The organism is Mycobacterium sp. E2989 (genome assembly GCF_001667595.1).
GTDB lineage: Bacteria > Actinomycetota > Actinomycetes > Mycobacteriales > Mycobacteriaceae > Mycobacterium.
Window position 1 is genome coordinate 48,385 of sequence record NZ_LZJX01000006.1, and the last position, 13,736, is coordinate 62,120.

Here is a 13,736-nt window from a genome sequence, read left to right on the forward strand (position 1 = left end):
TAGCTAAACCGAGGCGCGGCCCCACGACTGTCGCCTCATAGACAGGAGATGTAGTGGCAGGTAAGGCCCGCGTACACGAGTTGGCTAAGGAACTCGGTGTCACCAGCAAGGAAGTCCTCGCCCGACTGAATGAACAGGGCGAATTCGTAAAATCCGCATCGTCGACGGTGGAGGCCCCCGTCGCTCGCCGGCTGCGCGAATCCTTCGGCGGCGGCAAGGCCGCCCCGGAGAAGACCGCGGCCAAGGCGGCCAAGGCGCCCGCCAAGGGCCCGGACAAATCGCTCGACCAGGCGCTCGACAAGGCCATCGGTAACGGCGAGGCGACCGCCGCGCCCGCCGCGACGGCGACCGCCACCGCGCCGCCGTCCGGATCGACGGAAGCGCCCGCGCGCCCCGGCCCGGTCCCCGGACGCGGGATCGGCCGGTCGACGGGCTGGGCGGAAGAGAACGGGTTGTTGCCGACCCGGCGGGCCCGGCGGTCGTGACGGCGGCGGCGGCAACTACCGCGGCGGCGGTGGAGTCGGGGCCCCGCCCGGTGGCGGCGGCGGTGCGGGCGGTTTCCGCGGTCGCCCCGGCGGCGGTGGCGGCGGTGGCCGTCCCGGTCAGCGCGGCGGCGCGGCCGGCGCGTTCGGCCGTCCCGGTGGTGCGCCCCGGCGCGGGCGCAAGTCCAAGCGGGCGAAACGCGCCGAGTACGAGAACATGCAGGCGCCGGTTGTCGGCGGCGTGCGGTTGCCGCACGGCAACGGCGAGACCATCCGGCTGGCCCGCGGCGCGTCGCTGTCGGACTTCGCCGACAAGATCAACGCCAACCCGGCCTCGCTGGTGCAGGCCCTGTTCAACCTCGGCGAGATGGTGACGGCCACCCAGTCGGTCGGCGACGAGACGCTCGAGCTGCTGGGCAGCGAGATGAACTACGTCGTCCAGGTCGTCAGCCCGGAGGACGAGGACCGCGAGCTGCTGGAATCCTTCGACCTCACCTATGGCGAGGACGAGGGCACCGAGGAAGACCTGCAGACCCGGCCGCCGGTGGTGACCGTCATGGGTCACGTCGACCACGGTAAGACCCGGCTGCTGGACACCATCCGGAACGCCAGCGTGCGCGAGGCCGAGGCGGGTGGCATCACCCAGCACATCGGCGCCTACCAGGTGTCGGTCGAGCTCGACGGCGAAGAGCGGCCGATCACCTTCATCGACACCCCGGGTCACGAGGCGTTCACCGCCATGCGTGCCCGCGGCGCGAAGGCCACCGACATCGCGATCCTGGTGGTCGCCGCCGACGACGGCGTCATGCCGCAGACGGTGGAGGCCATCAACCACGCGCAGGCGGCCGACGTGCCGATCGTGGTGGCCGTCAACAAGATCGACAAGGAGGGCGCCGACCCGGCCAAGATCCGCGGCCAGCTCACCGAATACGGTTTGGTGGCAGAGGATTTCGGTGGCGACACGATGTTCGTCGACATCTCCGCCAAGGAGGGCACCAACATCTCCGCGCTCGAAGAGGCGGTGTTGCTGACCGCCGACGCCGCCCTGGACCTGCGGGCCAACCCCGACATGGAGGCCCAGGGTGTGGCGATCGAGGCGCACCTGGACCGCGGTCGCGGCCCGGTGGCCACCGTGCTGGTGCAGCGCGGCACGCTGCGCGTCGGTGACTCCGTGGTGGCCGGCGACGCGTACGGCCGCGTCCGCCGCATGGTCGACGAGCACGGCGAAGACGTCGAGGAGGCGCTGCCGTCGCGGCCGGTGCAGGTCATCGGCTTCACCTCGGTGCCCGGCGCCGGCGACAACTTCCTGGTCGTCGACGAGGACCGCATCGCCCGCCAGATCGCCGACCGGCGCAGCGCCCGCAAGCGCAACGCGCTGGCGGCCCGGTCCCGCAAGCGGATCAGCCTGGAGGACCTGGACTCGGCGCTGAAGGAAACCAGCCAGCTGAACCTGATCCTCAAGGGCGACAACGCCGGTACGGTCGAGGCGCTCGAGGAGGCCCTGATGGGCATCCAGGTCGACGACGAGGTGGAGCTGCGCGTCATCGACCGCGGTGTCGGTGGCATCACCGAAACCAACGTCAACCTGGCGTCGGCGTCGGACGCGGTGATCATCGGCTTCAACGTGCGCGCCGAGGGCAAGGCGACGGAGCTGGCCAACCGCGAGGGCGTCGAGATCCGCTACTACTCGGTGATCTACCAGGCGATCGACGACATCGAGAAGGCCCTGCGCGGCATGCTCAAGCCCATCTACGAGGAGAGCCAGCTGGGGCGCGCCGAGATCCGCGCGATCTTCCGGTCCTCGAAGGTCGGCATCATCGCCGGCTGCATGATCAGCTCGGGTGTGGTGCGCCGCAATGCGAAGGCCCGGCTGCTGCGGGACAACATCGTGGTCGCCGACAACCTGACGATCACCTCGCTGCGGCGGGAGAAGGACGACGTGACCGAGGTCCGCGAGGGCTTCGAGTGCGGCATGACGCTGGGCTACTCCGACATCAAGGAAGGCGACATCATCGAGTCCTACGAGCTCGTCGAGAAGGAGCGCTCCTGATGGGCGGTCGGCATGCCTGACCCCGCCCGGGCGCGCCGTCTGGCCAAACGCATCAACACGATCGTCGCCTCGGCGATCGAATTCGAGATCAAGGATCCCGGGCTGGACGGGGTGACCATCGTCGACACGAAGGTCACCGCGGACCTGCACGATGCGACGGTGTTCTACACCGTGATGGGTCGCACCCTGGACGACGAGCCGGACCACGCCGCCGCGTCGGCTGCGCTGGAACGCGCCAAGGGTGCGCTGCGCACGATGGTGGGGGCGGGCACCGGTGTGCGCTTCACGCCCACGCTGACCTTCACCCGCGACACCACGCTGGACACCGTGCAGCGGATGGACGAGCTGCTGGCGCGCGCCCGCGCGGCGGACGCCGACCTGGCGCGGGTTCGCTCGGGGGCCAAGCCGGCCGGGGAGGCCGACCCATACCGCGACAGCGGGCCAAGCGAGGTGTATAAGGACAACGGTGACGACGACCGACGCGAAGACTGAGCTGTCCCGCGCCGCGGGAGCCGGGGCACGCGTCGACGCCCACGGCGCGGTCGAATTGCTCTCCGGCGCCGAGACCGTCGCGGTGGTCGCCCACGTGCACCCCGACGCCGACACCATCGGCGCGGGTTTGGCCCTGGCTTTGGTCCTGGACAAGTGCGGCAAGAGCGTCGAGGTCGGTTTCGCCGAGCCCGCGCTGCTGCCCGACTCCCTGGCGTCCCTGCCCGGGTGTCCGCTGCTGGTCGGCGCGGAGGCGATGCGGCGCGACGTGGATCTGGTTGTCACCGTTGACGTTCCGAGCGTCAAGCGGTTGGGCGCGCTGAGCGATCTGGCCGGCCCCGGCCGCGAGGTGCTGGTGATCGACCACCACGCCACCAACCAACTGTTCGGCACCGCCAACTTCGTTGACGTGTCGGCTGATTCGACCACGATGATGATCGCCGACATCCTCGACGCGTGGGACAAGCCGATCGACCCGGACGTGGCGCACTGCATCTACGCCGGCCTGACGACCGACACCGGATCCTTCCGCTGGGCCAGCGCCCGCGCGCTTCGGCTGGCGGCCCGGCTGGTGGATACCGGCGTCGACAACGCGGAGATCAGCCGAACGCTGATGGACAGCCACCCGTTCACCTGGCTGCCGCTGCTGTCCCGCGTGCTGGGCTCGGCGCACCTGCTGCCCGACGCGGTCGGCGGCCGCGGCCTGGTGTATGCCGTTGTGGGGCACCAGGATTGGGCCACCTCGCGGGCCGAGGAAGTGGAAAGCATCGTCGACATCGTGCGCACCACGCAGCAGGCCGAGGTGGCCGCGGTGTTCAAGGAAGTCGACCCGCAACAGTGGTCGGTGTCGATGCGTGCCAAGGCCGACGTGGACCTGGCGGCGGTCGCGTCCGCCTTCGGCGGCGGCGGCCACCGGCTGGCCGCCGGCTACTCGACGAGCGGCCCGATCGACGACGCGGTGGCGTCGCTGCTCGGCGCTCTGGGCTGATTGCCCGACTCCTCCGCACCTCGCTCCGCGAGCTGCTGCGTCGGCGCGCTGGGCTGATTGCCCTGGGCTAGAACGCCCAGCTGCCCGAGCGCTGCAGCACGAACCCGTGGTCCCCACTGGTGGTGTCGAGGCAGGCGACCAGGTTGTCGGCCCCGACGGCGCACGTGACGTTCAGGTGGGTCAACTTCTGACCGGCGCCGAGCAACTTGCCGCCGGGTGCCAGCGCGGTTGGGTTGCCGTCGCAACCGCCGAAGGACATGCGGCTCAGCTGGTAGCCGGGTCCCTTGAAGTCGGCGGAGCCCACCAGGCAATCGCCCGGGTGCGGGCGCCCGCCGAGGACCGGGACGTCGTCGATGCCGGGCATGTCGCCCTTGCACTTGATGTCCTGCGACGGCTGCGGCGCCGGCGCCGGCCCGCCATAGAAGTCGCAGGCCAGGGCGTACGGGGTGGAGAAGCTGATCCGGGGCGGGGTGTCCGGCCCGGAGCTGGTCACGTAGCCGTCCGCCGGGACCGGGGCGAAACCGTCCAGGCTGGGAAAGCCCGGCGGTGGCAGCGCGGCCGCGCGGGGCAACGCCGGCCCCACGGCCGCGAACGCGAACGCCAGAGCGCCCACCAGGACCCTCACGGTGACGTCGACGACCGCACGCATCAGCTGATCGTATGGGTTGCCATCAGTTCGCCCATAAACCAGCGGCGATAAAAACCGACCCGAGGGCCGTGACCAGGCCTAATGCCGGCCACTTCCACATCCCGGGGCGCCGGCGAGCGCCCGCGACCAGCGCCCCGACGCATGACACCACCAGCCCCACGGCGATCCCGGCGACGATGACGACCGTCCCGGCGAAGGTGCGGTGGACGAAGTGGGTGACGCCGGGGCTGTCGCAGTTATCGCTGCATATCGGCAGCATCAACCACATCGAGGACAACAATGCCAAGGCGAATGCCCCGGCACTGACAACCAGCTGCACGACGAAGAACAGCACGGTCGCGACGGTGTCCGCGGTCGCTCGTCCGCGCCGCTGGGTCGGCGGGAATTGCGTCATCGGTTCGGCCGGTCAACGCACCTGGGCCCGGCCGCGCTGCAGCACCGCCTCGCGGTTGGCCGCGATGTCATCTCCGCTGGTCCGGAACTGGCGGGCGGCCATCGCCTCGAGCCACAGCCCGCCGCTCGTCTGCGCGTCGTCGATCCGGTGATAGGACGACAACAGCGCGCGCACCGCGTCCTGGTTGTTGCCGACGATGGAGGCGGCCACCTGGCGGGCCGTGCTCAACAGCGCCTCGTGCGCCACCACCTCGGTCACCAGCCCGGCGCGCAGCGCGTCGGCGGCGGACAGGTAGTCCCCGGTCATGCTCATCCGGCGGGCCAGGCCGACGCCCACCTTCTGGGGCAGCCGCACGCTGAGCCCCCACGTGGGCAACAGGCCGACGCGGGCGTGCGTGTCGGCGAATCGGGCGTTCTCCGAGGCGATCAGGATGTCGCAGTAGAGCGCCAGCTCCAGGCCGCCGGTGACCGCGGCGCCGTTGATCGCACCGATCACCGGCTTGCTCAGCGGTGGCCACCGCGGGGAGATGTCCGGCAGCGCCGAGGACCCGCCCAGCTCCTTGAGATCCAGTCCCGCGCAGAACACGGGATCTGTGCCGGTGACGATGACGACGTCGACGTCGTCATCGGTTTCCGCGTCGGCCAGGGCCCCGAAGAACCGGTCCCGCAGCGCCGAAGACAGCGCGTTGCGGGCCTGCGGCCGGTTCAGGGTCAGCGTGCGCACCCGCTCGTCGGTTTCGATCAGCAGGATGTCATCGGTCATGCGTTCACCGTAGAGGGTGGCTCGCGGCGCCTATCGTGGATCCCATGTGCAGGAACATCACCGAGCTGCGCGGGCTGGATCCGGCGGCCACCGCGGAGGAGATCGCGGCCGCCGCGCGCCAATACGTGCGCAAGGTCAGCGGGATCACCCGGCCGACCGCGGCAAACGCCTTAGCCTTCGAGGCCGCCGTCGCCGAGGTCACCGAGACGACGACGCGGTTGTTGGCGGCGCTGCCCCCGCGGCGCCAGCCGCCGAAGACCGTTCCGCCGCTGCGCCGGCCGGAGGTTATCGCCCGGCTGGCCGGGGCGCAATGACCCGAACGGCCACCACCGGAACCACGACGCCCGCGCTCAAGGAGTGGAGCGCCGTCGTGCACGCCCTGCTGGACGGTCGCCAGAAGGTGCTGCTGCGCAAGGGCGGAATCGGGGAGAAGCGCTTCGAGCTGGCCGCCAGCGAGTTCCTGCTGTTCCCGACGGTCGCGCACAGCCACTTCGAGCGGGTGCGGCCCGAGCATCGCGACCTGCTGGAGGCGGCCGCCGCCGACAGCACCGAGGATCGTCTCATGGTCAGGGCGGCCGCGAAAGTCGTTGCGGCCGTGGCGGTTAACCGGCCCGACGGCCTTGGCTCGATAGAGGACCTGCACATCTGGACGGCCGAATCGGTGCGCGCCGACCGGCTCGACTTCCGCCCGAAGCACAAGCTCGCCGTGCTGGTGGTGTCCGTTCACCCCTTCGCCGAGCCGGTGACGATCACCCGCACACCCGAGTACGGCGGCTGCAAGAGCTGGGTGGAGCTGCCGGTGCGGCCGCCGCTGGCGCCGCCGGTGTGCGACGCCGCGGCCCTAACCGAGGTCGCCGCCCGCGTCCGCGGAGCCGTTGGCTGACAGGTCCGGCGGGCCGACGGGCAGCAGCAGCCGGGAACGGCCGTAGCGCACGGTGTGGGTGGCCGGCCTGGACTGCCGGCCGGTCAGGATCGGCTCGTCGGTGCCCAGGTTGCGCGCGTAGCGGGGAAACCAGGCACCGGCGATCAGCACGCGGATGCGCGACCCGGCGCGGAAGCGGTGGGCGGTGCCGTCGAGTTCGACCCGGACGGATTTCTTCGAGCTCTTGACGGCGTTGTCCAGCCGCCGGTAGCCCTCGCTGACGTTCTTGGACCGGCCGTTGGCGTCGACCTCGCTCACCCGGACGAACAGGTCGACGTGGGGCGTGTCGGCGCCGTGCACCAGCTCGACGACCGGGCTGCCGTAGACGCACAGGTCGTGGGTGAGGGTGAGGCTGGTGAAGGCCAGCACGTCGTCGCGCGTCGCGAGCCGGCTGTCGTCGCGGTAACCGCCGTCCGGCGACAGCAAGGGGCCGCCCGTGGTGGGCGTCGGGTCGGCGGGGTCGTAGCGGAAGGTCGCCGGCGCCAGCCGCGGCAGGCCCGTCGGCGCCGTCTCGCCCAGGTGGCCGCCGGGCCGCAGGTAAAGCGCGCGCTCGGTGGTGGCGGGCGGCCAGTCGGCGACGTTGCGCCAACCCTGGCCGGTGACACAGACATGCACCCGGCTCGGGCGCCGGGCGGGTGCCCCGCCCAGGTGGGTGCCCAACCAATCGAGCGTCTCCCGCGCGCCGGTGCTCAGCCCGCTGGTGAGCATCTGGGTGTGGGTCCACGGGCCCATGGTGAGCGCGACGTCCACGCCGCGGGCCCGCAGCCGGCGGTACTGCTGCAGCGTCTGCCGCACGAAGATGTCCTGCCAGCCGCTGATCAGCAGCACCGGCACGTCGACGCGGTCCAGCGCGTCGCCGCAGCGCAGCGCGTCCCAGAACGGATCGTCGCGGTCGGTGTGCTCGAGCCACGACTCGAACCACGGCGCGCCCGCCCCGAGCAGCGCCCGGGCCGACTCGCCCACCGGCAGCCCGAGGGCCGCCCGCGCCACGTCGCGCCGGACGCGCAGCTGGCGCAGCGCCGACCGGGCGCGCACCGGGTCCTCCTGGTGGGCAACCATGTCGCTCCAGCCCAGGAAGTCGTTGATGGCGAACGAGCCGGTGCCCCAAGTGGATTCGTTGAAGTCGTGCGGACCCACGGTGATGACGGCCGCGGCCAGCTCCGGCGGTGGATCGGTCAGCAGCGCCCACTGGGTGTAGCCGAGGTACGACAGCCCGATGGTGGCGAAGCGCCCGGTGAACCAGGTCTGCTCGCGGAGCCAGGCCGCGGTGTCGGCGCCGTCGGCGACCTCGTTGGCCATCGGCTCGAATTCCCCGCCCGATCCGAACGTGCCGCGCACGCTCTGCAGCACCACGTGGTAGCCGCGCGCCGCGTACAGCGCGCCGTACACCAGGGAGAACGGGAAGGCGCGTCCGTAGGGCCCGCGGACCAGCAGGGTGCCGGCGGGCGACGCGGTGTTCGGCGCGTAGTGGTCGGCCACCAGGTCGATCCCGTCGCGCATGGGCACCCGGAGGCGTTGCACGGTGTAGTCGGTCGTGGCGGGCGGCAGGCCCAGCAGCCGGCCGAGGGCCTTGCCGCCGACGTGGCGCAGGGCGTGCAGCGCGGGCTGGGCGGGTCGCGTCGAGGTGATACTCACGGTGCCCAGGCTAAGGCCCGGCCGGCCGTCAGAACTTGTAGTACGGCGCCAGGTCGTTGGCGCGCTGCAGGTTGGTGGACATGCAGTCCACCTCGGGGTTGGAGTAGACGGTCGAGTAGTAGAGCGCCTGCTGCAGCACGCCGTAGCTGGTCTTGAACACGACCATGCAGGAGTAATACCAGTAGCTGTTGTGATAGGTCGGCTTGAGCACCCAGTACTGGGCGGCGCGGTGGCCGGCGATGGTGGTCTCGACGGCGTCGGGGGGCAGCGTCTCCTCGTAGGTGCGCCAGATGATGGGTTCGACCGCCACCTGATAGTTGCCCGCATCGAAGTGGCAGCGCAGGCCGTCTTCGTGTTCCGGCGGGGTAAACGCCAGCCCGAGCCGCTGCAGCGCATCGAACGGGATGTCCTCGCACGCGTCGAAGGGGCGCGGGTCGGTGGTGGCCACGATCGGGCTCTTCATCGTGGTTTCCATCGGAGCCGCGGTCGAGCGCAGCTCGACCGGCCCGCCGCTCGCCGGGGCGGCGCCGTGCCACCCCACGGTGCCTGCGACGGCCGCTGCGATCAGGGCACCGACCGCCCCGATCAGACGCACCTTGGCGAACACGACACCCCCTGACGGCTCGGCGCTCCTTGCCGGGAGTGTACAAGTCGGGTTGGCACGGTCACAGGGAAACAAGAACACGTTCTAATGCCGCGGGCAAGGCCCCGTCCCGACCGGCCCGCGGTCGCGGGTTATTAGTCTGGTTAATCGTGGCTGGTCAAAATGCGGGGCACGAATCGCCCAACGGGGGGCAACCGACGCTGTGGGCCGTCTCCGACCTGCACACCGGCCACCTGGGCAACAAGCCGGTCACCGAATCGCTGCACCCGTCCTCGCCCGACGACTGGCTGATCGTCGCCGGCGACGTCGCCGAACGCACCGACGAGATCCGGTGGGCCCTTGACCTGCTGCGCCGGCGATTCGCCAAGGTCATCTGGGTGCCCGGCAACCACGAGTTGTGGACCACGACGCGGGACCCGGTGCAGATCTTCGGCAAGGCCCGCTACGACTACCTCGTCCACATGTGCGACGAGATGGGCGTCGTCACGCCCGAGCATCCGTTCCCGGTGTGGACCGAGCGGGGCGGCCCGGCGACGATCGTGCCGATGTTCTTGCTCTACGACTACAGCTTCTTGCCCGAGGGGGCGACCAGCAAAGCCGAGGGCCTGACCATCGCGCGGGAGCGCAACGTGGTGGCCACCGACGAATTCCTGCTCTCGTCGGAGCCCTATCCGACCCGGGAGGCCTGGTGCCGGGAGCGGCTCGCCAGCACGCGGGCCCGGCTCGAGCAACTCGACTGGATGACGCCGACCGTCCTGGTCAACCATTTCCCGCTGGTCCGCGAGCCCTGCGACGCGCTGTTCTACCCGGAGTTCTCGCTGTGGTGCGGAACCACCAAGACCGCCGACTGGCACACCCGCTACAACGCCGTCTGCTCGGTCTACGGCCACCTGCACATCCCGCGCACCACCTGGTACGACGACGTGCGCTTCGAGGAGGTGTCGGTGGGCTACCCGCGCGAGTGGCGGCGCCGCAAGCCGCACAGCTGGCTGCGCCAGGTGCTGCCCGACCCGCAATACGCGCCGGGTTACCTCAACGACTTCGGCGGCCACTTCGAGATCACTCCCGAGATGCGGCAGCAGGCTGCGCAGTTCCGGGAACGGTTGCGGCAGCGGCAATCCCGATGACCGAGGAAAAGCTGGTCTCCTCGGTGCTCCCGGACGTGGACGAATTGGCTTATTCCGAGCTGTATTCCGATCCGCCCGACCTGGCCCCGCTGCCCGAAGAGGAGCCGCTGATCGCCAGGTCGGTCGCCAAGCGGCGCAGCGAGTTCATCACCGTCAGGCACTGCGCGCGCGTCGCGATGGGCGAGCTCGGCCTGCCGCCGGTGCCGATCCTCAAGGGCGAGAAGGGCGAACCGTGCTGGCCCGACGGAGTGGTGGGCAGCCTGACCCATTGCACCGGCTACCGCGGTGCGGTCGTGGGCCGCACCGAAGCGGTGCGCTCGGTGGGCATCGACGCCGAACCGCACGACGTGTTGCCCGACGGCGTGCTGAACGCGATCAGCCTGGCGGAGGAGCGCCACGAGCTGGCGTCGTTGCCCGTAGGCCTACATTGGGACCGAATCCTGTTCTGCGCCAAGGAGGCAACGTACAAGGCCTGGTTCCCGTTGACCAAGCGCTGGCTGGGTTTCGAGGATGCCCACATCGTGTTCGACCTCGACCCGCCCGACGGCGCGACCACCGGGGTGTTCGTGTCCAAGATCCTGATCGACGGCCAGGCCCTCGACGGCGAACCGCTGACCGCGCTGCGGGGCCGGTGGTCGGTCGAGCGCGGACTGGTGCTGACCGCCATCGTGCTATGACCCCGAGCCCGAGCGGTCCGGCGCCCGGTCCTGGGCTGGTCGTCGTTGACAAGCCGGCCGGGATGACCAGTCACGACGTGGTGGGTCGCTGCCGTCGCATCTTCGCCACCCGCCGGGTGGGCCACGCGGGGACGCTGGATCCGATGGCCACCGGCGTGTTGGTGGTCGGCGTCGACCGCGCCACCAAGATCCTGGGCCTGTTGACGGCGTCCTCCAAGTCCTATGCCGCCACCATCCGGCTCGGCCAGACCACGTCCACCGAGGACGCCGAAGGTGAAGTGCTGCACAGTGTTTCGGCCGCGCACCTGACGCGCGAGGCGATCACCGATGCGGTCGCCGCCCTGCGCGGTGACATCGAGCAGGTGCCGTCGGCGGTCAGCGCGATCAAGGTGGCCGGCCGGCGCGCCTACCGGCTGGTGCGCGAGGGACAGGCCGTCGAACTCGAGGCCCGGCCGGTGCGCATCGACCGGTTCGAGGTGTGTGACGTCCGATTCGACGGTCGGTTCGTCGACGTCGACGTGGAGGTCGACTGCTCGTCGGGCACCTACATTCGGGCGCTCGCCCGCGACGTCGGCGCCGCGCTCGGGGTGGGTGGGCACCTGACGGCGTTGCGGCGCACCCGGGTCGGCCGTTTCACCCTGGAGCGGGCCCGCACGCTCGACGAGCTGGCCGAGGCGCCCGGGCTGTCCCTGACGCTGGACGAGGCGTGCTTGCTGATCTTCCCGCGGCGCGACCTGACCGCCGAGGAGGCCGAGGCGGCGGCCAACGGCCGGCCGCTCGCGCCTGCGGGCGTCGCCGGGGTCTACGCCGCCTGCGACGCCGACGGCAAGGTGATTGCGCTGCTGCGCGACGAGGGTGCGAAGACCAAATCGGTGGTGGTGATCCGCCCGGCGACGCTCGAGGAATAGGCTGACCGGAAGTCGCGGCCTGTGGAAAGGGACAAAGATGTCTAACAAGGTTTACGTCGTCGGCGTCGGCATGACGAAATTCGAGAAACCGGGCCGCCGGGAAGGCTGGGACTACCCCGACATGGCGCGCGAGTCCGGCACCAACGCGCTGGCCGACGCGGGGATCGATTACCGCGAGGTGCAGCAGGGCTACGTCGGCTACGTCGCCGGTGATTCCACGTCCGGGCAGCGGGCGCTCTACGAGCTGGGCATGACCGGCATCCCGATCGTCAACGTCAACAACAACTGCTCGACCGGTTCGACCGCGCTGTTCCTGGCGGCGCAGGCCATCCGCGGCGGCATCGTCGACTGCGCCATCGCGCTCGGCTTCGAGAAGATGCAGCCCGGCCCGCTCAGCGGGGGCGCCCAGGACCGCGAGTCGCCGATGGGCCGCCACGTCAAGGCCATGGCCGAGATCGACGAGTTCGCCATGCCCGTCGCGCCGTGGATGTTCGGCGCGGCCGGCCGTGAGCACATGCGCCAATACGGCAGCACCGCAGAGCATTTCGCCAAGATCGGCTACAAGAACCACAAGCACTCGGTCAACAACCCGTTCGCGCAGTTCCAGGAGTCCTACACGCTCGACGACATCCTGGCGGCGCGGATGATCTCCGACCCGCTGACCAAGCTGCAGTGCTCGCCCACCTCCGACGGCTCCGGCGCGGCGATCCTGGCCTCGGAGGGCTTCGTCGATCGCCACGGGCTGGCCGGCCGCGCGGTGGAGATCGTCGGGCAGGCCATGACCACCGACTTCGCCTCCACCTTCGACGGCAGTGCCAAGAACCTGATCGGCTACGACATGAATGTCCAAGCCGCACAACAGGTTTACGAACAATCCGGGCTGGGCCCCGAGGACTTCGGAGTGATCGAGCTGCACGACTGCTTCTCGGCCAACGAGCTGCTGCTGTACGAGGCGCTGGGGCTGTGCAGCCCGGGGGAGGCGCCCAAGCTGATCGACAACGGCGACACCACCTACGGCGGGCGCTGGGTGGTCAACCCCTCGGGCGGTTTGATCTCGAAGGGTCACCCGCTGGGCGCGACCGGGCTGGCGCAGTGCGCCGAGCTGACGTGGCAGCTGCGCGGCACCGCCGACAAGCGTCAGGTCGAGGGCGTCAACGCCGCGCTGCAGCACAACATCGGGCTGGGCGGCGCGGCCGTCGTCACCGCGTATCAGCGCGCCGAGCGCTAAGGGCTAGCCCAATGGCGGCGACCCGCAGCGCCCGGCTTCGCCGCGCTTGCGATCGCCGCTAGCCCACCACCCAGATCGCCCTGGCCGCCGGGCTGCCCAGGTCGACGGTCGTCTCCGCGCCGTCGCCGGCGGAGATGGCCACCGAGATCATCCCGGCGAACTCGCGCCGGGTCAGCACCCGTAGCCGCGAGTCCAGGTTGATCCCGACGTCGGCGAAGTAGCGCAGCATCTGCGGGTCGGCGTCGGAGATGCGGGCGACCGTCCCGGCGTCCCCCTCGTCGCACGCCCACAGCTGGCGGGCCGGCGGCGTGGGCACCTGCCCGTCCGAGGCCGGGATCGGGTCGCCGTGCGGGTCGCGTTGTGGGAACCCCAGCTTGGCGTCGATGCGGGCGACCAGCCGGTCGGACACCGCGTGCTCGAGCACCTCGGCCTCGTCGTGCACCTCGTCCCAGCCGTAGCCGAGCTCGTTGACCAGGAAGGTTTCCAGCAGTCGATGCCGGCGCACCATCGCCAGCGCCGCCCGCCGGCCGGCCTCGGTCAGGCTCACGGCGCCGTACTTCTCGTGGTCGACCAGGCCCTGCTCGGCGAGTTTGCGAATCGACTCCGACGCGGTGCTGGCCGACACCCCGATCTTCTCGGCCAGCATCTTGGTGCTGACCTTCTCCACCGACCACTCCTGGGCGTTCCAGATCGCTTTGAGGTAGTCCTGGCCGACCGCGGTGAGACCGCCACGCTCTTCGTCAGCCTTCACAACGAGAAAGTTTAGGCAACCCGGGCCTGGTCGTGTGCTCCTCGCCACCCTCGTCCGTACGGATCTCCCG

The 13,736-nt window shown here is 70.5% G+C and carries 14 protein-coding genes and 1 pseudogene; 9 read left to right on the top strand and 6 right to left on the bottom strand.

Features of this window, described 5'->3' with window-relative positions; all coding sequences use genetic code 11:
- Positions 1-53 precede the first annotated feature (53 nt).
- The 3 genes and pseudogenes from infB to A5680_RS01190 all read left to right on the top strand — a co-directional run bounded on the left by infB (position 54) and on the right by A5680_RS01190 (position 4,009).
- A pseudogene (infB, locus tag A5680_RS01180) lies at positions 54-2,532 on the top strand (translation initiation factor IF-2).
- A gap of 12 nt (positions 2,533-2,544) precedes the next feature.
- Positions 2,545-3,024, top strand: a complete 480-nt coding sequence (gene rbfA / locus A5680_RS01185; protein ID WP_067815242.1) for a 30S ribosome-binding factor RbfA — start codon at positions 2,545-2,547, stop codon at positions 3,022-3,024.
- Positions 2,999-4,009 carry a bifunctional oligoribonuclease/PAP phosphatase NrnA gene (locus A5680_RS01190; protein ID WP_067815245.1) on the top strand — a complete coding sequence of 337 codons (1,011 nt, stop codon included), beginning with the start codon at positions 2,999-3,001 and terminating at the stop codon, positions 4,007-4,009. The genes rbfA and A5680_RS01190 overlap by 26 nt, the downstream gene beginning before the upstream one ends.
- Before the next feature lie 67 nt (positions 4,010-4,076).
- On the opposite strand, the gene A5680_RS01195 is transcribed toward A5680_RS01190, so the two are convergent.
- Genes A5680_RS01195 through A5680_RS01205 form a run of 3 tightly spaced genes read right to left on the bottom strand, consistent with a single transcriptional unit; the run spans position 4,077 to position 5,814 of the window.
- Positions 4,077-4,658, bottom strand: a complete 582-nt coding sequence (locus tag A5680_RS01195; protein WP_067815248.1) for a hypothetical protein — start codon at positions 4,656-4,658, stop codon at positions 4,077-4,079.
- A 22-nt stretch (positions 4,659-4,680) separates the two neighbouring features.
- Positions 4,681-5,052 carry a hypothetical protein gene (locus A5680_RS01200; RefSeq protein ID WP_067815251.1) on the bottom strand — a complete coding sequence of 124 codons (372 nt, stop codon included), beginning with the start codon at positions 5,050-5,052 and terminating at the stop codon, positions 4,681-4,683.
- 12 nt (positions 5,053-5,064) lie between these two features.
- The gene (locus tag A5680_RS01205) at positions 5,065-5,814 is read right to left on the bottom strand and encodes an enoyl-CoA hydratase (RefSeq protein WP_055400372.1); all 750 of its coding nucleotides are present in this window, start codon (positions 5,812-5,814) and stop codon (positions 5,065-5,067) included.
- 44 nt (positions 5,815-5,858) lie between these two features.
- On the opposite strand from A5680_RS01205, the gene A5680_RS01210 reads away from it, so the two are divergent.
- Positions 5,859-6,128, top strand: a complete 270-nt coding sequence (locus A5680_RS01210; RefSeq protein ID WP_067815254.1) for a DUF2277 family protein — start codon at positions 5,859-5,861, stop codon at positions 6,126-6,128.
- Positions 6,125-6,697 carry a DUF1802 family protein gene (locus A5680_RS01215; RefSeq protein WP_067815257.1) on the top strand — a complete coding sequence of 191 codons (573 nt, stop codon included), beginning with the start codon at positions 6,125-6,127 and terminating at the stop codon, positions 6,695-6,697. The genes A5680_RS01210 and A5680_RS01215 overlap by 4 nt, the downstream gene beginning before the upstream one ends.
- Here the strand turns inward: A5680_RS01215 and A5680_RS01220 are convergent.
- Complete coding sequence (locus A5680_RS01220; RefSeq protein WP_067815261.1) at positions 6,656-8,371, bottom strand: CocE/NonD family hydrolase; 1,716 nt, start codon at positions 8,369-8,371, stop codon at positions 6,656-6,658. The two genes, A5680_RS01215 and A5680_RS01220, sit on opposite strands and share 42 nt — an antisense overlap.
- 28 nt (positions 8,372-8,399) lie before the next feature.
- Positions 8,400-8,978 (bottom strand): hypothetical protein, encoded by a 579-nt coding sequence (locus A5680_RS01225; RefSeq protein WP_055400363.1) that lies wholly within the window; start codon positions 8,976-8,978, stop codon positions 8,400-8,402.
- A 146-nt stretch (positions 8,979-9,124) separates the two neighbouring features.
- Here A5680_RS01225 and A5680_RS01230 point away from each other — a divergent pair, with 146 nt between their 5' ends.
- From A5680_RS01230 to A5680_RS01245, 4 genes are read left to right on the top strand one after another with little or no spacing between them, the layout of a single operon-like run.
- Positions 9,125-10,102 (top strand): metallophosphoesterase, encoded by a 978-nt coding sequence (locus tag A5680_RS01230; protein ID WP_055400361.1) that lies wholly within the window; start codon positions 9,125-9,127, stop codon positions 10,100-10,102.
- The gene (locus A5680_RS01235) at positions 10,099-10,779 is read left to right on the top strand and encodes a 4'-phosphopantetheinyl transferase (RefSeq protein ID WP_067815265.1); all 681 of its coding nucleotides are present in this window, start codon (positions 10,099-10,101) and stop codon (positions 10,777-10,779) included. Before A5680_RS01230 ends, A5680_RS01235 begins: the two co-directional genes overlap by 4 nt.
- Positions 10,776-11,687, top strand: coding sequence for a tRNA pseudouridine(55) synthase TruB (gene truB / locus A5680_RS01240; RefSeq protein WP_067815269.1), 912 nt, complete (start codon positions 10,776-10,778; stop codon positions 11,685-11,687). The genes A5680_RS01235 and truB overlap by 4 nt, the downstream gene beginning before the upstream one ends.
- Before the next feature lie 37 nt (positions 11,688-11,724).
- The gene (locus tag A5680_RS01245; protein WP_067815272.1) at positions 11,725-12,915 is read left to right on the top strand and encodes a lipid-transfer protein; all 1,191 of its coding nucleotides are present in this window, start codon (positions 11,725-11,727) and stop codon (positions 12,913-12,915) included.
- Positions 12,916-12,973: 58 nt separating this feature from the next.
- Here the strand turns inward: A5680_RS01245 and mntR are convergent, their stop codons facing one another.
- Positions 12,974-13,666, bottom strand: a complete 693-nt coding sequence (gene mntR, locus A5680_RS01250; protein ID WP_067815275.1) for a manganese-binding transcriptional regulator MntR — start codon at positions 13,664-13,666, stop codon at positions 12,974-12,976.
- Between the last annotated feature and the right edge of the window lie 70 nt (positions 13,667-13,736).

Coding starts and splice junctions, on each gene's coding strand:
- A5680_RS01200 (WP_067815251.1), bottom strand. CDS start 5,052: ATGACGCAATTCCCGCCGACCCAGCGGCGCGGACGAGCGACCGCGGAC.
- A5680_RS01235 (WP_067815265.1), top strand. CDS start 10,099: ATGACCGAGGAAAAGCTGGTCTCCTCGGTGCTCCCGGACGTGGACGAA.
- A5680_RS01215 (WP_067815257.1), top strand. CDS start 6,125: ATGACCCGAACGGCCACCACCGGAACCACGACGCCCGCGCTCAAGGAG.
- rbfA (WP_067815242.1), top strand. CDS start 2,545: ATGCCTGACCCCGCCCGGGCGCGCCGTCTGGCCAAACGCATCAACACG.
- A5680_RS01245 (WP_067815272.1), top strand. CDS start 11,725: ATGTCTAACAAGGTTTACGTCGTCGGCGTCGGCATGACGAAATTCGAG.
- truB (WP_067815269.1), top strand. CDS start 10,776: ATGACCCCGAGCCCGAGCGGTCCGGCGCCCGGTCCTGGGCTGGTCGTC.
- A5680_RS01210 (WP_067815254.1), top strand. CDS start 5,859: ATGTGCAGGAACATCACCGAGCTGCGCGGGCTGGATCCGGCGGCCACC.
- A5680_RS01205 (WP_055400372.1), bottom strand. CDS start 5,814: ATGACCGATGACATCCTGCTGATCGAAACCGACGAGCGGGTGCGCACG.
- A5680_RS01195 (WP_067815248.1), bottom strand. CDS start 4,658: ATGCGTGCGGTCGTCGACGTCACCGTGAGGGTCCTGGTGGGCGCTCTG.